General features: G+C 49.5%; 22 protein-coding genes, 1 pseudogene and 1 riboswitch. Of the genes and pseudogenes, 2 read left to right on the top strand and 21 right to left on the bottom strand.

The window, feature by feature from the left end:
• Window positions 1-4: 4 nt before the first annotated feature.
• From BLQ16_RS05260 to infC, 14 genes are all read right to left on the bottom strand, one after another.
• Window positions 5-1,372: an alanine/glycine:cation symporter family protein gene (locus BLQ16_RS05260; RefSeq protein WP_242868958.1), complete on the bottom strand. Its 1,368-nt coding sequence runs from the start codon at window positions 1,370-1,372 to the stop codon at window positions 5-7.
• 170 nt (window positions 1,373-1,542) lie between these two features.
• Window positions 1,543-1,650: riboswitch (glycine riboswitch) on the bottom strand.
• A gap of 313 nt (window positions 1,651-1,963) precedes the next feature.
• Window positions 1,964-2,407 (bottom strand): hotdog family protein, encoded by a 444-nt coding sequence (locus tag BLQ16_RS05255; RefSeq protein WP_091791703.1) that lies wholly within the window; start codon window positions 2,405-2,407, stop codon window positions 1,964-1,966.
• Window positions 2,408-2,561: 154 nt separating this feature from the next.
• Complete coding sequence (locus BLQ16_RS05250) at window positions 2,562-3,551, bottom strand: electron transfer flavoprotein subunit alpha/FixB family protein (protein WP_091791702.1); 990 nt, start codon at window positions 3,549-3,551, stop codon at window positions 2,562-2,564.
• Between the two features lie 12 nt (window positions 3,552-3,563).
• Window positions 3,564-4,340, bottom strand: coding sequence for an electron transfer flavoprotein subunit beta/FixA family protein (locus BLQ16_RS05245; RefSeq protein WP_091791701.1), 777 nt, complete (start codon window positions 4,338-4,340; stop codon window positions 3,564-3,566).
• A gap of 38 nt (window positions 4,341-4,378) precedes the next feature.
• Window positions 4,379-5,518, bottom strand: coding sequence for an acyl-CoA dehydrogenase family protein (locus BLQ16_RS05240; protein ID WP_091791700.1), 1,140 nt, complete (start codon window positions 5,516-5,518; stop codon window positions 4,379-4,381).
• A gap of 89 nt (window positions 5,519-5,607) precedes the next feature.
• On the bottom strand, window positions 5,608-7,044 hold the full coding sequence (locus BLQ16_RS05235) for an FAD-binding oxidoreductase (RefSeq protein ID WP_091791699.1): 1,437 nt from the start codon (window positions 7,042-7,044) through the stop codon (window positions 5,608-5,610).
• 424 nt (window positions 7,045-7,468) lie between these two features.
• Complete coding sequence (locus BLQ16_RS05230; protein WP_091791698.1) at window positions 7,469-8,215, bottom strand: sulfite exporter TauE/SafE family protein; 747 nt, start codon at window positions 8,213-8,215, stop codon at window positions 7,469-7,471.
• A 104-nt stretch (window positions 8,216-8,319) separates the two neighbouring features.
• Window positions 8,320-8,541 (bottom strand): hypothetical protein, encoded by a 222-nt coding sequence (locus tag BLQ16_RS05225; RefSeq protein ID WP_091791697.1) that lies wholly within the window; start codon window positions 8,539-8,541, stop codon window positions 8,320-8,322.
• Window positions 8,542-8,661: 120 nt separating this feature from the next.
• Window positions 8,662-9,156 carry a Cys-tRNA(Pro) deacylase gene (gene ybaK, locus BLQ16_RS05220; RefSeq protein WP_091791696.1) on the bottom strand — a complete coding sequence of 165 codons (495 nt, stop codon included), beginning with the start codon at window positions 9,154-9,156 and terminating at the stop codon, window positions 8,662-8,664.
• A complete protein-coding gene (locus tag BLQ16_RS05215; protein WP_242868957.1) occupies window positions 9,153-9,647 on the bottom strand; it encodes a YbaK/EbsC family protein in 495 nt (164 codons plus the stop codon). The genes ybaK and BLQ16_RS05215 overlap by 4 nt, the downstream gene beginning before the upstream one ends.
• Window positions 9,648-9,649: 2 nt before the next feature.
• On the bottom strand, window positions 9,650-10,621 hold the full coding sequence (locus tag BLQ16_RS05210) for a biotin--[acetyl-CoA-carboxylase] ligase (protein WP_091791695.1): 972 nt from the start codon (window positions 10,619-10,621) through the stop codon (window positions 9,650-9,652).
• 88 nt (window positions 10,622-10,709) lie between these two features.
• Window positions 10,710-11,063 carry a 50S ribosomal protein L20 gene (gene rplT, locus BLQ16_RS05205; RefSeq protein WP_091791694.1) on the bottom strand — a complete coding sequence of 118 codons (354 nt, stop codon included), beginning with the start codon at window positions 11,061-11,063 and terminating at the stop codon, window positions 10,710-10,712.
• A 15-nt stretch (window positions 11,064-11,078) separates the two neighbouring features.
• Window positions 11,079-11,267, bottom strand: a complete 189-nt coding sequence (rpmI, locus tag BLQ16_RS05200; RefSeq protein ID WP_091791693.1) for a 50S ribosomal protein L35 — start codon at window positions 11,265-11,267, stop codon at window positions 11,079-11,081.
• A gap of 14 nt (window positions 11,268-11,281) precedes the next feature.
• Window positions 11,282-11,815: a translation initiation factor IF-3 gene (infC, locus tag BLQ16_RS05195; RefSeq protein WP_091791692.1), complete on the bottom strand. Its 534-nt coding sequence runs from the start codon at window positions 11,813-11,815 to the stop codon at window positions 11,282-11,284.
• 678 nt (window positions 11,816-12,493) lie between these two features.
• Between infC and BLQ16_RS05190 the strand changes: the two genes are divergently transcribed.
• Both BLQ16_RS05190 and BLQ16_RS05185 read left to right on the top strand, forming a co-directional pair.
• Window positions 12,494-13,840, top strand: coding sequence for a YeiH family protein (locus BLQ16_RS05190; RefSeq protein ID WP_091791691.1), 1,347 nt, complete (start codon window positions 12,494-12,496; stop codon window positions 13,838-13,840).
• Window positions 13,841-13,863: 23 nt separating this feature from the next.
• Entirely contained in the window at window positions 13,864-14,259 is a 396-nt protein-coding gene (locus BLQ16_RS05185) for a hypothetical protein (protein WP_091791690.1), read from the top strand.
• A 53-nt stretch (window positions 14,260-14,312) separates the two neighbouring features.
• Here BLQ16_RS05185 and glpK read toward each other — a convergent pair whose 3' ends face one another.
• From glpK to BLQ16_RS05150, 7 genes and pseudogenes are all read right to left on the bottom strand, one after another.
• Complete coding sequence (gene glpK, locus BLQ16_RS05180; protein ID WP_091791689.1) at window positions 14,313-15,797, bottom strand: glycerol kinase GlpK; 1,485 nt, start codon at window positions 15,795-15,797, stop codon at window positions 14,313-14,315.
• A gap of 129 nt (window positions 15,798-15,926) precedes the next feature.
• Entirely contained in the window at window positions 15,927-17,165 is a 1,239-nt protein-coding gene (gene dnaJ, locus BLQ16_RS05175) for a molecular chaperone DnaJ (RefSeq protein ID WP_091791688.1), read from the bottom strand.
• Window positions 17,165-19,012 (bottom strand): molecular chaperone DnaK, encoded by a 1,848-nt coding sequence (gene dnaK, locus BLQ16_RS05170; RefSeq protein WP_091791687.1) that lies wholly within the window; start codon window positions 19,010-19,012, stop codon window positions 17,165-17,167. The genes dnaJ and dnaK overlap by 1 nt, the downstream gene beginning before the upstream one ends.
• A 51-nt stretch (window positions 19,013-19,063) precedes the next feature.
• Window positions 19,064-19,669 carry a nucleotide exchange factor GrpE gene (gene grpE / locus BLQ16_RS05165; protein ID WP_091791686.1) on the bottom strand — a complete coding sequence of 202 codons (606 nt, stop codon included), beginning with the start codon at window positions 19,667-19,669 and terminating at the stop codon, window positions 19,064-19,066.
• Window positions 19,670-19,686: 17 nt separating this feature from the next.
• The gene (hrcA, locus tag BLQ16_RS05160; protein ID WP_091791685.1) at window positions 19,687-20,805 is read right to left on the bottom strand and encodes a heat-inducible transcriptional repressor HrcA; all 1,119 of its coding nucleotides are present in this window, start codon (window positions 20,803-20,805) and stop codon (window positions 19,687-19,689) included.
• A gap of 429 nt (window positions 20,806-21,234) precedes the next feature.
• The gene (locus BLQ16_RS05155; protein ID WP_091791684.1) at window positions 21,235-22,962 is read right to left on the bottom strand and encodes a stalk domain-containing protein; all 1,728 of its coding nucleotides are present in this window, start codon (window positions 22,960-22,962) and stop codon (window positions 21,235-21,237) included.
• 395 nt (window positions 22,963-23,357) lie between these two features.
• A pseudogene (locus tag BLQ16_RS05150) lies at window positions 23,358-23,494 on the bottom strand (transposase); the annotation flags it as partial.
• Window positions 23,495-23,518: the final 24 nt, after the last annotated feature.

The raw sequence follows: 23,518 nt of genomic DNA, 5'->3' as shown, positions 1-23,518 counted from the left end.
ATTTTTATTCACCGCGAGATGATTTGCGGTTTTGGTCAAATTCGCGGGAAAGCTTAATGATGATGGCTGATGAGGCCAGGAGGCCAATTAAGTTGGGCAGGACCATTAAGCCATTGAGCATATCGGACAGGTGCCACACGAAGTCGACTTTTAAGCCAGAGCCGAGGAGGACAAAGCCGACGACTAGGACGGCGTAAAATTTGATGGCTTTTTCACCAAACAGGCGGCGGACATTGGTTTCGCCGAAGTAGTACCAGCCAATAATGGTCGTAAAGGCGAAAAACAGCATGCAGATGGCGATAAAGATCATGCCCAGGTCGCCAAACTGGGAGTTGAAGGCTGCTTGGCTGAGAGCGGACCCGGTCAGGTCTGACTTATAGGCTCCGGTGGCGACGATGACCAGGGCGGTCATGGTCAAGATGATAAAGGTGTCGATAAAGACGCCAATCATAGCAATGATGCCTTGATCTGCCGGATGTTTGACTTTAGCGGTGGCATGTGCATGAGGCGTTGACCCCATACCGGCTTCGTTGGAGAAGAGTCCGCGTGCCACACCGTAGTGGATGGCTTGTTGGACGGTAACGCCAAGGGCACCGCCGGCAGCCGACTGGGGCGCAAAGGCGGATACAAAGATTTCGCGAAAGGCTTCAATAACAGCGCCGCCGCCACACATGACCAAGATGGCCAGGCAGCCAATGACGTAAAACAGGGCCATCAGGGGAACGACCTTTTCTGTTACGCTGGCAATCCGGTGGATGCCGCCGATAAAAATAAATCCGGCAATGATTGCGCAGGCCAGGCCGACTAAAATAGGATTCACGCCAAAAGCAGAATGAAAGGCATCGCCAATGGAGTTGGCCTGAACCATGTTGCCTGTAAAGCCAAGGGCCAAAATAATGGCAATCGAGAAAAATCCGGCTAAAAACTTACCAAAAGCCCCTTTAAAGGCTGTTTGAATATAGTAGGCCGGGCCGCCAACTACTTTTCCGTTGACAACCGTACGGGTTTTCTGGGCAATAACGGCTTCTGCATAGATGGTTGACATCCCAAAAAATGCGGAAATCCACATCCAAAAAATGGCCCCGGGGCCACCGGATGCAATGGCTGTCGCCGCCCCGGCGATGTTACCGGTGCCGACCTGGGCGGCAATGGCTGTTGCCAAGGCCTGAAAGGAGGTCAGGCCGCCTTCCTGCTTGCCGCCGTGTAATGAAAAATTACTGAATAATTTCTTAAGCCCCAAACGGAAATGACGAACCTGCACAAATCTCAACCGGATGGTAAAGTAAATGCCGGTGCCAACCAATAAATAAATTAATAAACTATCCCATAAAACACCACTGATGCTCTGCACCCATGAATCCAAAAACGCCACAAATCTCTCCTTCTTTCTACAAACGCTATGGACAATATTACCGGCTACATACGGCTCCTTCATTCATAAAAAAAGAGTGAAAGATGGGTTCTCTTTCACTCTTTTAGATACTTTTGGATAAGCAGAAGCAAGCCGCATGCGGCAGTGGCCGGGGGAAAATCACCCCTACCTTGCTCCTGTCTGTCCTTTTACCTGAGAGATTCACACTTCTATCATCTACATCTAGAAGCATTTTCACCTTCGGTACCCAAATGAATGAGTTCTCCAGACCATCATCCGGCTGCAGTCCTGTCCTTGCGGACGCCTGAGATCGTAAATCCTTCGGCAAGTTATCTTTTTCCTGCAGCTTTCATCTGATGCGCTAATGGCCCAAGGGCCTGTATGCAATTGTTCAACGGTTTTTATTATAACACTTTAGGCGGATACTTCAAGAATAACCTGAGCCTAAAATGTCCACGCCGGAATAGGCGATGTTATCCATCACATTATTTATTCTTATGCTAGATCTTGTGCTAAGGTTCTTCCCGCTTGCTCGAGGACGGCTCCCATCAACGCTGAGAACGTGCAGAGGGACCCTTCCATTTTAGCCGACTAATCGGTCGGAGCGGCCTGTAAATAAGCGGCGATGTCTTTTTTCAGCCGGTCGGCCTTGTCTCCATCGGCCTGAGTATAGGGCTGTATCGGCCCTGTGCCGTCTGTGGCGACGAAAACGTAGTAACCGTGAGCGCAGATTTTTTCTTCCGCTTGCAGCTCTGACCGTTTACGGTAGTAGAGGGTCACCTCCATGGCCACTGTACGCGCCGTTGTATAGCAAATGGTCGCATGCCCACGAATGATATTGCGCACCGTCGGCGAGCCGGACAGGCTCACCCCGTGGATAAATCCCGTCACATAGGTGCGCGGATCGTAAACTGTCGCCAAGCTGCCGCACAGTTCATCCATGAGTTTTAACATTTCGCCGCCATGATAGGTCTGGCTGCCGTTCAACCATTCCGGTCGAAGCATAATTTCAAAGCTGAGTTCTGTCGGCCTCATCCATATCGCTTCCTCTCCTGCTTAAGCTTCTTAAACGATAGGCTTTCTGTTAAAGCCCTCGCTTTTTAAAAATCAACAAAAAACCCGGATTCGGCCCATCACCTCCGAATCCGGGTTTCATCTTGCATGCATCAGTAAGGGAAATCAGACCTTACTAAGCTTGTTTCGCTTTTTTAAATTCATCCATTAACAGGGGGATGATGACGTTAACGTCACCGACAATCCCACAGTCTGCTACGTCAAAGATCGGGGCTTCTTCATCTTTATTGATTGCTAAAATAAAGTCGGAGCCTAAAATACCGGTCAAATGCTGGGTTGCACCGGAAACGCCACAACCGACGTAGAATTTCGGGGAAACGATTTTACCGGATTGACCGACTTGCTGCGGATGCGGTACCCATTCATCTTCAACAACGGGGCGGGTCCCACCGACAACACCGCCGAGTACATCGGCAAGGTCATGGACCAGTTTGAAGTTTTCTTTGCTGCCCATACCGCGACCGCCGACAACGACGATTTCAGCTTCTTCCAGGTTAACGGTTTCAGCCACTTCTTTAACGGTATCTGCAATTTTCGTCCGCAGAAGGTCTGCTTCAGGGCTGACGTCTTCCTTAACGATTTCACCACTGGTGGCTTCTTCTGCCGGTACTTTTTTACCGGTACCGGAGCGAACGGTGGCAAATTTCGGGTGGCCTTCAACTTTAACGTCGTTCCAAACGCCGCCGCCGTATAAGGGGGTGGTCATGATGAGGGCGCCATCTTCAATGCGGGCACCAACCAGATCACTGACAGCAACGGTATTGAAGCGATCAGCCAAGAGGGCTTCAAGGTCTTTGCCGTTTTGGTTGGCGGCTGCTAAGACCAAGGCCGGCGCATATTTTTCGATTAACTGCCCTAGGATAGATGCATAGGCTTCAAGCTGCCATGCGTCTTGAGCAACGGTGAAGACCTTATCAGCGCCACCTTTTGCGCAAGCTTCTGCAGCTGCATCAATATCCGAACCAATGACAACAGCACAAACTTCTTCGCCTTTGGCCTGGGCCAGTTCACGACCGAGACCCAGGGCTTCCATAGCATTGTTGACCGGGGCCCCATCGACCACTTCAACAAATACTAAGACGTTTTTTCCATCTCCTAAGCTCATAAGTCACCTCTCCTAAAGTACTTTGGCCGCAAGAACGTGTTCCATGGCTTGTGCCACGGCGTCTTCAGCGGACTCAGCCACAATTTTGACCCCGGCTTCACGTTTCGGCGGGCCGTATACTTTAACGACTTCATAGCCATGAGCGGAGGCATCAGCAGGGCTTAATTCTTCAATCGGTTTTTTACGAGCTGCCATTTTGCTCTTAACGGTCGGATATCTCGGTTCATATTTCGGTTTTTCCACCGTGAGCACAACCGGCATACCGGCTTCAATTAAATCGTAGCCGACATCTGTTTGATGTTTTGCTTTCATGACGTCGCCGGCTTTTTCAATGTCAATAACGTTGGTCATGACACCGTAGCCGAGCTCATTGGCCAGCATAAGACCGACTTGACCGGAAGCTTGGTCGGTACTTTCTTTACCGCAGAAAATCAAATCAAATGCGCCGCCGCGTTCTGCTTCCAGGTCCTTAATCCCTTTGGCCAATAATTGGGCAATTTGTTTGGGATCTTTTTCTTGGTAATCATCACAGGTGATCAAAGCGGCTTTTTCAGCACCAACTGCCAGGCAGTTTTTCAAAGAGTTCTTGGCGCTGTCCGGGCCGACAGAGAGGACGGTGATTTCTCCTTCATCAGCTTCTTTTAAGCGGGCTGCCATTTCCAGGGCATAGGTGTCAAATGCGTTGACCACTTGTTCCGCTCCATTGAAATCAATGGCGTCTTTGGAAGCGTCAAACGAGATATCAATGGAATCATCTGCCACCTGTTTGATACAAACTAAAATATCCATCGTTTAGATACTCCTTAGCTAGTCGTTTGGGAATAGAATTAGATTCTGCCGATTGTATTGTTGGCGATAACGATGCGTTGAATTTCGTTGGATCCTTCAAAGATTTGGAAGATCTTCGCATCACGCAGTAATTTTTCAACCGGATATTCGCGGCTGTAGCCGTAACCGCCAAACATTTGAATGGCTTCAGAAGCAACTTCCATAGCGATATCGGAAGCGTAGCATTTAGCAATGGCGCTTTCTTTGGAGTGGGGCAGACCCATGTCCATCAAGGTCAGGGAGTGCGCAACCATTTGACGGGCCACTTCAGCTTTCATAGCCATGTCGGCAATCTTAAATTGTAAGGCTTGGAATTTCAAGATCGGGCGACCGAACTGAACGCGTTCTTTACCATAAGCAATGGCTTCGTTGATGCCGCGTTGAGCAATCCCGGCAGAGACGCAACCCATCCAGGTACGTGCCTGGTCAAGGGTCTGCATGGCAATCTTAAAGCCCTTACCTTCTTCACCTAAGAGGTTTTCTTTCGGGATGCGGCAGTCTTCAAAGACCACGTCGCAGGTGTTAGAGGTACGAATCCCCATCTTATCCTCTTCATGACCGGTGCTGAGTCCCGGGGTGCCTTTTTCTACCAAGAACATGGAAATCCCACGGGTACCCTGGCTCTTGTCGGTCATGGCGGTGACACAATAGAATGATGCAACGCCGCCGTTGGTGATGAAGCATTTACGGCCGTTCAGGACATATTCATCGCCATCTAAGACAGCGGTGGTTTTCCCTGCGCTGGCATCAGAGCCTGCGCCCGGTTCAGTTAAGCAGAATGCGCCGAAGCCGCCTTCTAAAATAATATCGCAAACGCGTTTTTTCTGTTCTTCAGAGCCGGCAATCAAGACCGGTTTGGTCCCCAGACCGCTGGCGGAAATGGTGGTAGCAAAACCGGCATCAGCAATGGCCATTTCTTCAATTAAAGCAGCAACATCAACGCGGGATAAGCCCGGGCCACCGTATTCTTCAGGCACTTCCAGGGCATGGTAGCCTTGTTCGATGGCTTTGTCATAAATTTCTTTCGGCCATTCACCGCTGCGGTCGTATTCCTTGCATTGTTCAACAACTTCGTTTTCGCAGAACCGTTTGACGTCTTTCAATAAGTCTTGTGCTTCTTCAGAAATTAAATAAGCCATAATGTATTCCTCCTAATTTTGAATAACAATTTTCGGCTGGAAACATGCTGCCGGACTATACCAGCTGATAAGGATTTTGCCTTGCCTTTTTATTTTGCTTCAAGCGGATAGCATACTTTCCCCGGATTCATGATCATCTTCGGGTCAAAGACTTCTTTGATGCCTTCCATCAAACGCATGCTCACCGGACCGGACAGTTCTGACAGGTAGGTCATTTTGCCGTAACCGATGCCGTGTTCACCGCTCAAAAGGCCACCCACTTCTTGTGCTTTGCGGTAGATATCCCACATGAATTCGTCCACTTGGCGTTTGAATTCATCTTCTTCCATATCGTTGCTGCAGGTGTAAATGTGCAGGTTCCCATCACCGGCATGGCCAAATGATTTAACGGCAAAGTCGTATTTTTCACCAACTCCATTGACATAGGTCAAGTATTTGGCGATCTGGTTGACCGGAACGACAACATCGCATTCATCCAAAAGCTTGGTTTCCGCTTCAATGGCTTCCAGGAAGGAGCTGCGCGCTGCCCAAGCATCTTTTTTCTTGGCCGGTGTATCGGCGATTAATACGTCAATGGCGCCGGCTTCAAGAACCACTTCTGCCGCTTTTTCAACAACACTTTCCAGCGCTTCAGCCGAGTCGCCGTCAAAGGTCACCAGTAAGTAGGCCCCTATTTCAACGCCGTCGTGCTCCTGCGGGAAAATACTACGGCCGAGGTAGCGTTCGGATGATAAAACAATCTCACGTTCCATGAATTCCAGAGCCTGCGGTTGAAGATGGTTCAGGAAGAAAAGTGGAACCGTCGCAATGCACTCTTCCAAATTTTCATACGGAATAATGAGAGAGATGTCTGCTGCAGGCTTGGCCAGGAGTTTCAAGGTTAATTCGGTAATAATCCCCAGGGTCCCTTCTGAACCGATCAGCATATTGATCAGGCTGTAACCGGTGCTGGTCTTGGAAACAGTTGCCCCCAACTTCACCACTTCACCGGTCGGCAAGACCACGGTCATGGCGCGTACATAATCACGCGTTGCACCATATTTAACGGCCCGCATACCACCTGCATTGGTGGCCACATTGCCGCCCAAGGTGGCAAATTTTTCGCCCGGGTCCGGTGCGTAGAGCAAACCGCGCTTTTGCGCATCTTCTGCAAGATCGTTCAAAAGAACACCCGGCTGCACACGGACGACAAAATTTTCCATATCGTATTCTAAGATACGGTTCATCTTGGTCATGTCAATCATGACCCCGCCCTGGTGTGCCACCCCGGCCCCCGTCAAACCGGTTCCTGCACCACGTGGTACAACCGGAATGCTATGTTCGTAGCATAACTTAACAATGGATGAAACTGCTTCTGTAGATGTTGCTTCAATCAGTACTTCAGGTGCTCCGGTGCCGTAAATAGGCATTTCATCTTTTGCATAGTCCGGATTGATGGAATCGCCCGTAATTACTTTACCTGGTGCGATGGCCTCGAATTGTTCAACCAATTCAGGCGTTACTTTGTTGTAAGTGAAGTTTGACATGGTTTCATCTCCTCATCCGACATAGCCGATTAACCATACCCTTTGGGAACCGTTTTTGTGTCGATTGCAAGTAATTATTTTTATTTTTTGAGTTTTCAACGCACAAAACGCCGATTCATACGACCATGATTATCGGTTATCCCCTTTTATTTTCAGAGAAATCTCTAAAAACAAAATCCTCTTTCTGATGTTAATGATACCCTTATTCACAAACGTTGTCAATGAATAAAATAACTTACAATACATTAAAATCAAATTCATTTTTCGAACTTATTGATAAATCTTATATCATGTTGAAATTTTCTTTTTCTTTTAACAGAATTTTAACTTTTCACTCTAAGACTTGTGGTATTTTTTGCCCTAAATTTATATTTTCTAAGTCTATTAAGTTCATTTTTGAACAATACGACCTGCACCGACGGCCTTAACCGGCGAAAAGCATCCAGGCCCCTCGTCCGGTTGCAATGGCAGCGCCTAAGACGGAGACGATAAAGGCCGAGGCGCTGGCATACTTGACCGGAATAATTTTGCTCAAATAACCACCTACGGCCATGCCGACCAAGGCGGCCAGGAAGAGCCAAACATTATGGGGCAGAGTAAAAATTTCCCCTGGAAGCGGTACACCACTGTTTAGTTTTAAAAAAGTGGTTAGGAGGCAGATGATAAAAAATACACCTTGCATGGCTGCATTGAATTGACGGAAGGGCCAGTTGATATAGCGGGCATAAATCACCATTGCCGGTGCAGGAATCCCTGCGGTGGTCACCAAGAAACCGCCGCCCAAACCGCATAGAGCGATTGGCAAAAGTCCTTCTCTCCCCGGTTGATCCACATTAAAGCGCAAGGATACCGCCAGAGCAAAAAGCATAAGGAGGCCTATAGACAGCTGCAAAAAACCGGGCGACAAAAGTTTGATGATAAAAATGCCCGGGGCCATCCCGATGACCGCAAAGCCGGAAATCAGCAAAATTCGCCGCCACTGGAGGTCTTTCCACACGGCCAACATTAACAGCAGGCAGCCCAGTCCGTTCAGAATATTGCTAACCATAACCCCCTGGACCGGTCCGAGAAATAAGGTATAGACCGGTACCATGACCAGGGCAAAGCCGGTGCCGGACACCCGCTGCAACAAAAGGCCCAGGAAGCCGAAAAGAAGAATTATTGTAAACATCTTACCCCCCCTCGCCTTCAGTATACCATATGACAAAGGTAATATTGGACAACAAAAAAGCACCACCGTGAGTCATGCTCACAGTGGTGCTTTGCATATAAAGATTATTCAGCAGCGCTGGTGTCTTCATCAGTGGTGGTTGTGGTGGTGGTAGCAGCTTCGCTGCCATCTTTTTCAGTGGTGGTCGTGGTGGTAGTGGTAGCAGCTTCAGAGCTGGTAGCAGCCGGTTCGGAAGTAGCGGAGCTGGTGTCAGCGCCACCGCCGCAGCCTGCGAGAACAGCCATACCAAGAGCCATGCACATCATAGCAGCCATTAATTTTTTCATGTTTAAAAAGGCCTCCTTAAAATTTAACAAGAATTATCACGCCCTTTGGCGTTAAGTACATCATACAGGGTAGATATGTCCGACTTACAGCCAAAATGTAAAATAATTGTAAACTCGTCCTTAAAGGTGGGCCATGGTGATGTCTGCCACATCCGCATGGATAAAGTCAATCAAGTCTTGCGGTACTAGGCCCACTTGCAACCCCCGTTGCCCTGCTGAAACGATCACTTGGTCCAGTTCATTGACCCGCTGATCAATGTAGGAGGGCAATTGGTGCTTCATGCCGATGGGCGAACAGCCGCCGCGAATATAGCCGGTGGTCTTTTCCAAATCTTTCAAGGGCAGCATGTCTACTTTTTTATTGCCGCTGGCATGGGCCAATTTTTTCAGGTCAATGCTCAAGTGAGAGGGGATGATTGCCACCAGGGGGCCGGTCTTGTCGCCCTGGGCCAGCAGGGTTTTGTAGATCACGTCATCCGGTCGGTTGATTTCTGCGCCAACGTGGCGCGCATCCAAATCATCCTCTTTCCAGCGGTAGGTGAAGACCTCGTAATCAATTTTTGCCTGGGTCAAGAGGCGCATGGCATTGGTTTTTTTTATGCGTTTGCCGCTCATTGGTCAGCCTCTTCCCGCCATGCCTTACAAACATCTATGGTCCCCTGGGCCTTGCTCAGAGCGGCCAGTTCCGGGATGGTCAACCGCACCGCACTGGCCGCATCACCACAAGCCGGGTAGACCGTCTCAAACCGGTCTAAGGATGCATCCAAAAATACCCGGGCCCCGTCCGGCAGGTCAAAGGGGCAAACACCACCCGGTTCATATCCGGTCAAGCGCTGAACATCTTCCCCGCGGAGCATCTTGGCCTTAAAACCGAATTGGTCCTTAAAGCGACGGTTGTCAATTTTGCCATCGCCGGCGGTAACAATGATGACCGCCCGGTCCCCCTCATCGTAAAAGCTCAGGCTTTTGGCAATATGCGCCTCTTGGCAGCCCACCTGCTCGGCTGCCAAGGCAACGGTGGCGGTACTTTCCGTAAACACCGCTACCCGGTCACCATAGCCTTGCTCGTCCAAATAATTTTTTGCGCGTTCAAATCCGGTCATCATGCTCAACCTCCCAATTCATGTGGACGCAAACTGATTTCTCCGGTCGCGACCACCTCATGCTGTCCATCCGAATTTTCCACAATCAAATGACCCATGTCATCAATGTCCACCGGCAGGACCGTTCGCCGGCCCTGCGGTTCGACCAGGTCTGCCGGTTTTCCTAAAAAGAAAAGCCGCCGCCGGTAGCCCTCTAAATAGGGGCGGTCGGCCAAGGCTGCAAGGTATTTCTGCAAACGGTTTAAAATATCCGCTGCCAGCCGCGCCCGCAGCAAGGGGTCCGCAGGGCGGTCATCAAAGAGGCTGCCGTAAACCGATTCCCCAACCGTCGGCTGGGGAAATACGTTTAACCCCATCCCGACCACCGCCCAGCGCAGGCTTTTTTCTTCTAAAGAAAGGGCCGCTTCCGTTAGAATGCCGGCAATTTTACGCTGGCCACGGTAAACATCGTTCACCCATTTGATTCCTAGCGGTTCACCACTAAAAGCTTCCGCGGCTTCCGCCACAGCCACTGCTGCGGCCATGGTGAGGAGGGTGGCCTCCTGCGCCGGAAGCTTTGGTCGCAGGATAACACTCATATAAATGCCCACCCCTGCCGGCGAATAAAAATCACGTCCCCGCCGGCCGCTGCCGGCGGATTGAGCATCTGCCAGCACCACTTGCCAGGCCGGCGCGCCTTCTCCGGCCAGGGCCACCGCCCGCTTATTGGTGGAATCAATGAGCCCATGGCCTTCTATGGCTATCTTGGTTCCCGCCGGTAGGGCCTGGGCCAGGCTTTCGGCCGTCAGGAGGTTGGCCTCGGCACTGAGCCGATAGCCTTTACGCGGCGCCGCTTCAATGGCAACCCCCTGGGCCCGAAGGCCTTCAATCTGCTTCCAAACAGCTGACCGCGAAACCCCGAGCGCCGCAGCCAGGTCTGCGCCGGAAAGCCACGTGGTCGGGTGTTCAATAAAGACACCGAGCAATTCTTTTTGCATCTTGACCCCCCTTTACCAGTAGATGACCCATCGGTTCCAAAACGGGCATCATGCAAAAAAGGCCTTCATTAACGAAGGCCTCAGTTTCTTATAAGCTTTCTTTTGCCATACCGCAAAGATCGGCAAATGCTTTTTCATCATTTACCGCCAAATCGGCAAGCATTTTACGGTTGATATCAATACCGGCTTCTTTTAAGCCGTGAATCAGGGTGCTGTAGCTCATATCGTTCAAGCGAGCTGCCGCATTGATCCGGGAAATCCACAGTCTGCGGAAATCACGTTTGCGCAAACGACGGTGTTCGTAAGCGTATTGGCCGCTTTTCATAACCGCCTGGTTGGCTACCCGGAAAACCCGAGACCGACTGCCGTAATAACCTTTTGCCTGTTTTAAAATTTTTCTATGTTTTTTGCGGGCGTTGACGCCACGTTTAATTCTAGCCATTTGGACCTCCTAAACTTAGATCAGTTGATCGATGCGTTTGGCGTCACCCTTAAACATGATGGCGCTTTTGCGCAAATTACGCTTACGTTTCGGAGATTTTTTCTCCAGAATATGGCTGGTGTAAGCATGGTTTCTTTTAATTTTACCGGTTCCGGTGCGGGAAAAACGTTTGGCAGCACCGCGGTGTGTTTTCATCTTAGGCATGAAAATTCCCCCTCTTACTTGTTCTTTTTGTCGGTGTTATGTTCCTGAGGCACCAGCATCATGGTCATATTTCGGCCTTCAACTTTAGCTGCCTTTTCCACTTTAGCGATTTCACTAACATCTTGAGCGACCCGCTCGCAAAGCTCACGGCCAATCTCCGGATGCGTAATTTCGCGGCCACGGAACATAATGGTAATTTTAACTTTATTGCCGTCACCGAGAAAACGGGCGGCATTGCGCACCTTGGTATTGAAGTCGTGATCTTCAATCCCCGGACGCAGTTTAACTTCCTTGACGTCAATGGTTTTCTGATTTTTTTTAGCTTCGCGTTCTTTTTTACGTTGTTCGTATTTGTACTTGCCGTAATCCATAATGCGGCAAACAGGCGGCTTCGCGCCCGGTGCCACTTCCACCAAATCCAATCCGCGCTCCCCGGCGACTTTCATGGCATCGCGGGGATGCATAACCCCCAGCTGTTCGCCCTGATCGCCGATCAGGCGGACCTCGCGACAGCGGACACCCTCATTTACACGAAGTTCTTTACTTATGATCTACACCTCCGAATATTGAAAAGTTTTGCCTATAAAAAAAGACGGGATTCACCCGCCAATATTACATCATTGATACACAGCACCCCAGGCGCTCTGATAGATGATGCAACCGGACACCCCTAGGCGGCAGGTGAGAAACAAAGTTTCTGCTTTCGCAACAGATTTATTATACAAGATCAAAGAGGGGGTTGTCAAGAAGGCTGAGAGTAATTTACATTTTGCTGCATCTTATTATGTTGTCCTAAAATTAGCCCAACGACTAAAAGTAAGCCGGCAAATAGCCTGTAAATATAAACTATGCTAAAATTTTCACTGATTACCAAAATTCATCTTAGAGTTTATCACCGTTTTTTATTTCTTTCTATTTTATCCAACAACCGCTTTTAAAAGTATTTTTTTATCAAAGGGCCCCTAAGAAAAGACACTGTCGCACCCACCTAATGAAGCTTTAAAAGATCTATTGTCAACTTTGATAGGATAGATTTTTTCTTGCGATTTTAAAGGATTTGGTGCATACTATAAACAATTCATATGGTTCTTTTGATTTTTTGTGCAAAAGAGCCTATGAATTCTCTGCTTTTTTTGAAACTGTATTAAGGGGGAATGCCTTTCAGGAAGAACACCTTATATTTTTTTGTTCACTATTGCCATTAAGATTAAAAAGGAGGTAAACACATGAGTCAAGAAACACGTAAAACCAGTCGTTTTTCCAACCTCTGGTTAAAAGAAGACTACTGGGCCGTTTGGATCGGCTTAGGCACCATTTTGATTGCATTACTCATTTATAAACTCGGTGGGAGTATTGGACCACTGGGCGTTGGTTTTGAAGCATTTGATAATTTTTCTGTGGTTCCTGGTCAATTAGCAGGTCTTATTCCGCATTTGATTCTATTATATGTGGTCTTGGCAATTATTTTTGCCGTTGCCATTAAGATCATGGGGCATTCTATCCCTCAGTTTTTAAAAGGCTTTACGCTCTTGTATGTTATGGCGATTATCGTGCAGATTCTCGGTTCTTGGAATCCGGCCAAGGCTTTAAACTTGGAAGCACCGGTTTTGGCCTTGATCATCGGGATGATCATCGGGAACTTTGTTAAAATTCCGGCCTGGTTTGATGCTGCCTTGCGCACGGAATTTTACGTTAAAATCGGGATTGTGTTAATGGGGGCAACCTTACCCTTTACCCTTATTTTGTCCAGCGGCCCGGTGGCCTTCTTACAGGCAACCTTTATCGCTGTGACCACCTTCCTCACCATTTACTTTGTCGGTACGCGTATTTTCGGCCTGGACAAACGCTTTGCTGCAACCCTGGGCGCCGGCGGCTCCATCTGCGGGGTATCTGCCTCCATCGCCATTGGTAGCTCTGTCAACGCTGAGAAGAACCACGTCTCCATCTCCATTTCCATGGTTGTGGTCTGGGCGACCATCATGGTCTTCTTCCTGCCGATTATGTCCCACCTCTTGGGCTTAACCCCCGGTGAAGCCGGTGCCTGGATTGGGACGTCTGAATTTGCCGATGCGGCCGGTATCGCTGCCGCTGCACAGTTTGGCGATGCAGGGATTACATCCTTCACCTTAATGAAGGTTGTCGGTCGTGATATGTTTGTCGGAATCTGGGCCTTCATTTTGGCCATCGTTTCCGTTACCAAGTGGGAAGCCCACGAGGGCGGCGTTAAACCTGGCGCCGGTGTCATTTGGGAACGGTTCCCAAAATTTGTTTTAGGGTTCTTCATTGCTTCCTTCATCATGACCGCTGTGACGGTCGGCATTACGCCGGAAGTGAACGATGCCATCAATGCCGCCATCATTGGGCCAATCAAGAGCTTACGGACCTGGTCCTTTGTCTTCTGCTTCCTGTGCATCGGGTTGACGACACGGTTCAAGGAACTGGCTTCCGTCGGGATGAAACCGGTCGGCGCCTTCTCCATTGGGGTGCTGGTCAATGTTCTTTTAGGCTTCCTCTTCAGTGTGTTGATTTTAGGCCACTATTGGACAAACATCACTCAAGTGTTTGCCGGTTAATGTAAGATCACTTTGGAGGAATCATGTTTTTTGGACGACGGGTTAAACGGGATCGTTCTCAAAACGAAACCTGTGTGCAAAATGCACAGTTCTTTTTGACCTTTAAAGAGGCAGGCGAATGGCGCCGCAAGGCCATCAGTCCGGCCAAGGCCTTTACCCGGCTGGATAAGGCAAGCCCGGAAGATGTGCGTGCATTAAAGGCCTACACCGCCGACCGCATGGAGCGGGTGGCGCAGATGATGGAGGTCCTCCTGGCCCTGCACGATGACTGGGCCATTACCGCCCATGCTGATTACGTCAAAATGGAAACGGTCACCTTGGATTTTAAAGAAGCCATTGCGGCCCTTGCCGCCAAGGGCTTCACTGAAGACGACTACCTCCTCCAGGCGGAGTACACCCGCAAGTGGGGAATGCTTTAAAAGAAGAGGGTTGCGTTCAATCTGAACGCAACCCTCTTCTTTGCTTTAATCCTTTAATCAATATCGCTGAGCGTGCGCCGCACGGCTTCTTTCCAACCGGTAATATTTTTATTGCGGTCTTCCGAAGACATGGTCGGTGTAAAGCGGCGATTGATCCGCCGATGGCCGGCCAAATCTGCCAGGTCTTTCCAAAGGCCCACCTGCAAGCCGGCCAACATAGCGGCGCCTAAGGCGGTGGTTTCCAGCACATCCGGTCGAATCACCGGTACATTTAAAACATCTGCCTGAAATTGCATGAGAAAGTCATTGCCCGCAGCGCCGCCATCCACTTGTAAGGTCTTAATATCAACAGGGCTTTCAGCGGACATGGCCTCCAGCACATCATGGGTCTGGTAGGCAATGGCTTCCAAGGCGGCGCGAATCATATGGGCCCTGCCGGTCCCCCGGGTTAGGCCGAACATGGTACCGCGTGCATACATATCCCAGTAGGGAGCCCCCAAGCCGACAAAGGCCGGCACCAAATAGACGCCTTCATTGTTGTCCAATTTGGTGGCAAAAAAGTCGCTGTCTGCCGCCTCATCTAAAATGTGCAGGGTGTCTCGCAGCCATTGAATGACCGCTCCTCCAACAAAGATGGACCCTTCCAGGGCATAGGTGGGCCTTTCATCTACACCGGCGGCAATGGTGGTGACCAGGCCTTTTTGGCTAATAATTGGCTGCTGGCCGATGTTCATTAACAAAAAGCAACCGGTCCCATAGGTATTCTTGGCCTCACCGGGCGACCAACAGGTTTGCCCGAAAAGCGCCGCCTGTTGGTCACCGGCCATACCGGCCACCGGCACCATGACGTTCCGCCCCAAATGGGCTTCCCCAAAGGCATAGGATGACGGATGAACCTCCGGCAGCATGGCCTTGGGAATGTTTAAAATAGATAAAATTTCCTCATCCCAACACAAGTCATGAATATTAAAGAGCATGGTGCGGCTTGCGTTGGTGTAGTCTGTGGCGTGGACGCGACCTTCTGTAAGCTTCCATAAAAGCCAGGTGTCTACCGTGCCGAAGAGGAGGTCACCGGCCTTTGCCCGCTTCCGATCCGGGTCTACTTCATCTAAAATCCAGGCCAATTTGGTAGCGGAAAAATACGCATCAATGACCAGACCGGTTTTTTCGGCAAATAAAGCTTTATAGCCTTTTTGCACCAATTCTGCACACCGGTCGGCCGTACGCCGGCACTGCCAGACGATGGCGTTGTAAACCGGCTTACCTGTTTTTTTATCCCAAACGATGGTGGTTTCCCGCTGGTTGGTGATGGCCAGGGCATCAATGGCCTTTGGGTCAATGCCTGTCGCCGCCAGAGTTTCTTGTAAAACGCCGAAGGTCGTTGCCCAGATATCCTGCGGGTCCTGTTCCACCCAGCCCGGATGCGGAAAATATTGGCGCGTTTCATTTTGGCGCACATCCACAATGGTCTGCTGGTGATCAAATATAATGGCACGGGAACTGGTTGTCCCCTGGTCTAAAGCAATAATATATGACATAGGCCCTCCTTTATACAGCCGCGCATTCATAGGGTTATTATACCATTTTAGCGCCCCTTACGGCTGCTTTCTCTAAAAATCACGGCAAAGAAAAAACCACATTGACGCCGGGCGTCAATGTGGTTTTTATTATTGCTTGTCCTGAGGACCTGCTTCGTCCTCATCGTCTTGAAAAATATCGTTGACCGTATCTTTAAATTTACCAAACCAGCTTTTGCCGTCGTCCTTATCGCCGGTCGTTTTAGCGGACGACCGATTTTTCTGGTCTGTGTAGAGTTCTTTGCGGTCTAGACTTTCAGAAAGCTTGGTAAAGAGCTCTTTCTGCTCATCGGTCAAGCCCTTCGGCGTCTCAACAACAACGGTCACGTATTGGTCACCGCGGCCGAAGCTGCGCATGCCTTTAATGCCCTTCCCTTTGAGCCGGAACCGGGTGCCGCTCTGCACGCCGGCGGGGATTTTAAATTTCAGCCGTCCTTCCAGGGTCGGCACTTCAATCTCATCCCCTAAAGCAGCTTGGGCCACATTGATAGGCTGCTCCATATGAATATCGTTGTCAACACGTTCAAAAACCGGGTGCGGTTTAACCCGAATATAGATGAAGAGGTCACCGGCCGGGCCGCCGTGCTCGCCGGCCTCACCTTCGCCTTGCATCCGCAGGCGGTTGCCGTTGTCCACGCCGGCAGGAATGGTAACATCCAGGGTAACCGTTTCCCGCCGCATGCCCTGGCCGCTACAAGATGGGCAAGGTTCATCAATGATTTCACCGCTGCCACCACATTCCGGGCAGGTGCTCTGGGTCTGGATCCGCCCGAAGGGCGTCTGTTGCGCGCTGATCACCCGGCCCGTGCCACCGCAGCGGGAACAGGTATGGGGGCTGGTGCCGGGCTTGGCCCCACTGCCGTGACAGGTGTCACAGACCTTATGCCGGGCCACGGTGATGGTTTCTTTCCCACCAAAAACGGCCGTTTCAAAATCAATCAGCAGGTCTGCACGCAAGTCATTGCCCCGTCGCGGACCGTTTTGCCGTTGGCCATAGCCGCCGGCTCCGCCGCCGAAGAACATGTTGAAAATATCGCCGATATCCCCGAAGTCGCCGCCAAAGCCGGCGCCGCCCGGTCCCTGTCCGCCGAAGCCGCCGAATTGCGGGCCGTCCGGCCCAAACTGGTCGTACTGTTGCCGCTTCTGGGGATCAGAGAGGGTTTCATAGGCGTCGTTGACTTCCTTAAAGCGCTTTTCCGCCTCTTTATCGTCGGGGTTGACATCGGGGTGATATTTACGCGCTTTTTTGCGAAAGGCTTTTTTAATATCCTGTTCGCTGGCGTCTTTATCGACCCCGAGCACCTCATAGTAATCGCGCTGATCGGCCATTATTTATCGTCTTCATTCACTTCGGTGTAGTCGGCGTCAAAGGTGCCGTCTTCACCGGTGGCGCCACCGTTTTCGCCTTGTGCTTCGGCCTGAGCGTTGGCCTGGGCCTGGGCAGCGGCGTACATTTTTTCGGTCATTTTATAGAGGGCCTGGGTCAAGGCTTCTGTTTTTGCCTTAATGTCCTCGGTATCGTCGCCTTCTAAGGCCGTGCGCAAGTCTTTTTGCGCATTTTCAATGGCTTCTTTATCCGCAGCCTCTACCGTTTCGCCGGCATCTTTCAAGGCCTTATCGGTCTGGAAGAGCAGGCTGTCCGCATTGTTGCGGGTATCAACAGCTTCCTTCATCTTCTTATCCGCTTCAGCGTTTTCTTCAGCATCCTTGACCATCCGGTCGATGTCTTCATCGGACAGGCCGCTATTGGATTGAATGGTGATCCGCTGGCTCTTACCGGTCCCCTTGTCTTTTGCGGAAACGTTCACAATGCCGTTGGCGTCAATGTCAAAGGTCACTTCAATTTGCGGAATGCCGCGCGGAGCCGGCGGAATATCCATTAAGCTGAACCGGCCCAAGGTCTTGTTGTTGGCAGCCATTTCCCGTTCCCCCTGGAGGACATGAATGTCCGTAGAGGTTTGGTTGTCGGCAGCGGTGGTAAAGACCTGGCTGCGGGATACGGGGATGGTGGTGTTGCGTTCGACAATCTTGGTCATTACGCCACCCAAGGTTTCAATCCCCAGGGACAAGGGCGTCACGTCCAAAAGCACCACATCTTTTACTTCGCCGACCAGGACCCCGCCTTGGATGGCGGCACCGATGGCCACACTTTCATCCGGGTTGATGCCCTTGTAGGGTTCTTTATTGGTCAGTTTCTTGATGGCTTCCTGAATGGAGGGCATCCGGGTGGACCCACCAACCAGGATGACCTTGTCAATATCGCCGGCCGAAATGCCTGCATCGCTCATGGCTTGGCGAGAGGGGCTCATGGTTTTTTCAACCAAATCGGCGGTCAGTTCGTCAAATTTGGCCCGCGTCAGGGTCAAGTCCATGTGTTGCGGTTGACCGTTGGCGTCCATGGAAATAAAGGGCAAGTTCAAGTTGGAGGTGGTCACCGTGGACAGTTCCATCTTGGCTTTTTCAGCGGCTTCTTTTAAGCGCTGCATGGCTGTTTTATCAGCAGAAAGGTCAATGCCGGTGTCTTTTTTGAAGTTATCAACTGCCCAGTCAATGACCTTCTTGTCAAAGTCATCCCCGCCTAAACGGTTGTTCCCGCTGGTGGCCAAAACTTCAAAAATCCCGTCACCAATTTCCATCAGGGACACGTCAAAGGTCCCGCCACCCAAGTCAAAGACCAGGATTTTTTGATCTTCCGATTCTTTATCAACGCCATAGGCCAAGGCGGCAGCTGTCGGCTCGTTGATAATGCGCAAGACATCCAGACCGGCAATTTTACCGGCGTCCTTGGTGGCTTGACGTTGGCTGTCGGAAAAATAAGCCGGGACGGTAATCACCGCCTGGGTCACCGTTTCGCCCAGATAGGCTTCTGCATCGCTTTTTAATTTTTGCAAAATCATCGCAGAAATTTCCTGGGGTGTGTATTCCTTGTCCCCCATATGGGCCTTATAATCCGTCCCCATGTGGCGCTTAACAGAAGCGACCGTATTGTGCGGGTTGGTGATGGCCTGGCGTTTGGCCACCTGACCGACCAAGCGTTCACCACTGTTGTTTAACCCGACCACTGAAGGCGTTGTCCGGTTGCCCTCCGTATTTGGAATGACGACGGCTTCCCCGCCTTCCATAACGGCAACGCAAGAGTTGGTTGTTCCTAAGTCAATACCGATAACTTTTCCCATATTTAATTCCTCCCAAAAAACTGTTTTTCCTGTAACTGGATTTATTAGAAATCAGCTGTTCCCGCTTACCCGACAAACGGTGGGGCGCAGCACCTTATCTTTAAATTGATAGCCGGCGCGCAACTCATCAATAATGGTATTTGCCGGTGCTTCTGCATCGTCAACCACCATAATGGCCTCGTGATAAACCGGGTCATAGGGTTCACCTGCTCCGGCGATTCGAGACAAGCCGGCGCCTTCCAGGACCGATAAAAGCTGCCGCTGGATCTGCTCCAGGCCGGTCATGACGCTTTTATGGGTCTCGTCATCTTCCGCCGGTGCGGTTTGCAGGGCCATATCAAAGGCGTCTAAAACCGGCAAGAGGTCTTTAATCAAACTTTCGTTGGCGTATTGGTAAATCTCGGCCTTTTCCCGCTGGGTCCGTCTTTTATAGTTGTCAAAATCTGCCAGCAGACGCAAATAACGGGTATCGGACGCCTTGTCTGGTTCGGCTTCAGGCGTTTCAGCCTGATCTGAAGCTTCTGCCTGATCTGAAGCCTCTGCCTCCGTGTTGGTTTGAGCATCAACCCTTTCTTCAGGGTCTTGATGGTCCGCCGGATCCGCAGCAGCCTGGGCATCGGCGGTCAGTGTTTCTTTGTCAACAGCTTCATCGCGCAATGCGCTTCACTCCTTTTCTATGATCGAATATCGCGCAATTGCCAGGCAAAGGAATGCAAAAGGGGAGCCAGATCATTTTGATGTTCCGGAACCAGCATCGCTTTGTCCCTGAATGCCTCTTCCAAGACTTGAACCGTCGTCTGTAAAAGGCGAGCGCTTATGAGATAATTCATTCGTTTTGGGCCCAAAAGGCCCAGGTGGCCGCGTTGGCGACCGATATGATAAGCCGTACAAACCATGGCACAATCGTCCAGGGCATCATCCGGCAATTCTACGCCTAAGCGGATAACCGGAGCGCTACCGGAAATACTGGCCAAGAGATTTGGTACTGTTTCTTCCTGTTCTAAGGCATTGAGCACCCGGCGCAAACTGTCCGGATTGCGGAACTCCGGCTGATCCAAAAGTTTCAGCGTACCGCTTACATAAACCACCCGTCGACCGTCATGAGAGATGGCTTCGCCCAGGCGGTCAATCACATGGCGCGCAAAGCAGGCCAAATCGCCTTCCTGCTGCTGTAAAAATTCCGCCAGCGGCGCCCGCCAATAGTGCAGTGGCAAGCCACGCAAATAATGGTTGAGCAAGCCCTCAATAATCAACATCTCTTTTTCGCCAATGCTCAGCGGCATATCCACCAGTTCGCTGTTCACCTGTTCATCATCGGTGACCATCACCAAAAGCGCCCGTCCCGGCGCCAGAAAGATCAGGTTCAACCGAGCCAGAACCGCTTGTTCTTCCGGCGCCAAGGCCGGCAAGTAGAGCATGGCCGGAAGGCCGGCCGTTTTTGCAAGCCAGTCCACCAAAGCCAGGCGCATGTTGTCATCATTGAGCTTCCCGGCGGTCAGCCATTGACCGATACCGAAGGGGTCTGTCCCGTGTTGCTCAGCCAACCGCACCGGCAATAAGTGCGTTATGTAATAGGTCAAGCCTTCATCTGTTGGGATCCGCCCTGCAGAGGTATGCGGTGCCATGACCAGCCCCGCCTCTTCCAAGTCGGATAAGTCATTGCGGACGGTGGCCGCGCTGACCCCCAGGTCTTTTTTCTTGGACAGGGTTCGTGAGCCAACCGGTTCCGCGCTGTCCACATAATCACAGATCAAATGCTCCAGTATGCGTTCTTGTCGTTCCGTAATGCCCACGACCCACCTCCTTGTCGATTAGCCTTGTTAGCACTCAACCCTTTCGAGTGCTAACCATGTATTAAATTTAACACCTTTACCTGTCCTTGTCAAGTTTATCAAAGAGCTATCTTTTAGTAATTTGAAGTTTCTTATCGCATTCTTTTGTGAAACGGTTACTCTCCCTGTCATTCAAAAGTTAAAGCCCCGTTTGGCTATTCAAATAATTCCTTTGCAAGACTTTAGAGCTTATTGATATTTATTTTGTATATAAAATGACGTCTTTTAGCTCAGAATCTGCACAAATACCCGTTTTTTCAAAGTAAAAAATTATAAAAGCGCCGTCCTCCAGTCACTAAACGTTAACGTTTAATAACCGGAGACGGCGCTTTTACAAATGACTATTTCTATCATTCAAGCAAAATCAAGAAATGTTCATTATAACATTCTTTACTTTTCAGAAATATATACCGCACGTTCACCATTGTTCCACTGAATAGAAAGATCAAGCCCTTCTGCCAAAGACCGCAAAGGAACAAAAGCACGATTTTCACGAATGATTACAGGCGTATTGGCAACCTGTTTCATGCCATTCTTTTCAAATTCAACCGCATCAGGATGAAATTTCAAGGTATTGTTACCACGTTTTGCAATAACTGTTCTCGTTGCGTTATCCCAATCAACATTTGCATGAACCGCTTCTCCTACAAAACGCACCGGAAGATATGTGTAATTGTTCCAGATAATCGGCTGATAAGCTAATTGTATGCGTTTCCCATTGTAATATACGGGAATTTCTTGCTTAGAAGACGTCTGACTTGAAGCCGAACTGCCGGCATTGCCTCCACCTACATTGACAGTTTTTGATGTAACAAGCGTTCCCTGTTCAGACCAATAATCTGCTTTCAGTTGAATGGGTTTCCCTTGCCAAGGCGTAAAATCAACGGTTGCTTCATAACTTGGGAATTTTGCTTGTGCAGCATACTGTCCATTCACATAATAATCCACATGGTCAATCCGATGATTGACATCATTCACGTAGCTGGAAATTTTTTCTTTTCCGGATAGGGTTGTTTTCTCAACCTTTTCATAATAGTAGCTACTTCCCGCACCAACATTGCTCAAGTAATACGGATCGCTGACAGCGGTCTTGTAGGCCTGTAAGAGTTCCGGAACATCAGTGACAACACCATGAACCATACGTGCACCAGGTTCATTATGATTCCAGTAAACAACCATTTTTAAATTCGGATACCGACGGGCAGCGCCTGCGTAAAAACGTTGAATTTCATAAGCAGCAACATTTTTAAGCGATAAATCCGTTGTTCCTTCAATATTCGGCATCGCTGCGCCCTCTGTAATAAAAATGGGTTTTTTTGCGCCATAACGATCATAAATCTCGCGGAAACGATCCATCCAAGTATTGCCTTGTTGCGGTGTGCCATTAGCATTGAATACCGGATAGCTGGATACACCAACCCAATCAACATACTGGTCTCCCGGATACCAAGCCACTTCGCTTCCAATAGGCCAGTCATTCGGACACCAGCACATAACCACGTTAGGCGCTTCTTGATGCATCACATCAGCAATAATGCGGAATTTCTCTTTGTAAAGTTCCGGTCCCCAGCTTTGCCAGCCATTGGAGCCATCCGTCAAATTGAATTCACTGTTAAAACGCAAGAAAATAGGAATGCCATAAGACTGTAAAGCTTTGGCTTGACGACGTAAATTGTCATCATTTTGGATAGCATTTGCATTGGCAACTTCTAAGCCCAGTTGAATGCCTTTAGCGCCAATACGTTTCGCTTCTTTCATATAGGAAGCATAATGGTCCAAGGACTCACCTTGGTCATAATTAATATACAAGAGGTAGGTGGCGTGATCTCTACCAAGCACCCTTTCTGTCGTATGCAAAAACCATTCACCGGATTCAGCTGAAGCGTTATCATTATTTAAGGTATTGTCACCTTGTGCAAATATACCCAAATAAGAGCCTGTTTTGGGCTCAAACTTGGCACCATGATAAAAACGATCCCCAGCTACAGACGCAGGCTTCTGTACGTAAATGCCATACTCTGTATATGTTGGATCAGCAAAAGCCGGTGTTGAACCCGCTACCAAGGCAATCGCCAAACCAACCCCCAACATTTTTTGCAACCAACGCTTTCTTTTCATAATTTCTCTCCTTTTTTCCACCGCAATAACCAACTATATATATATATATATATATATATATATATATCACAGACAAATAAAAATACAAAGATTTTATTAAGAAATATTCATTCTGAACTATCTAAAAACATAATAGTCAACAGCCACAAGGGCCACAAAAATGAGATGGTTTCACGACAGGGAAAAATAGATTGTATAAAATAATAAAATGGCTCTGGGTGTTCATTGGAACACTTGCTTAAATTGAATCAGAACCACCGGCTTAGCCGGTGGTTTGTTATGCCCCTATAAGGGGCTGTTACTGGCAGCACTCACGTGCTCTGAATTTCTTTCTCTTGCAACAAATCCCCCAGTTGGCGCTAAAGCGCCTATTTTCATACTTTATTTGACCTGCTTCTCTTGCATAGGTCTCTTAACGCTTTTCCTATGCTTTTTTCAATCTCCCATAGATAACCTGTCGCTTATATTTTGGCGCAAACACGATATGATACTTACAATTCCAACTTGTATGTGCTAAGCTTCTCTTATCCATATGGATACCTCCTTGATATTTTAT

Source organism: Peptococcus niger (assembly GCF_900101835.1).
GTDB lineage: Bacteria > Bacillota > Peptococcia > Peptococcales > Peptococcaceae > Peptococcus > Peptococcus niger.
The sequence above is the reverse complement of the archived record's forward strand: the minus strand, read 5'-3'. Positions and strand labels throughout refer to the sequence as shown.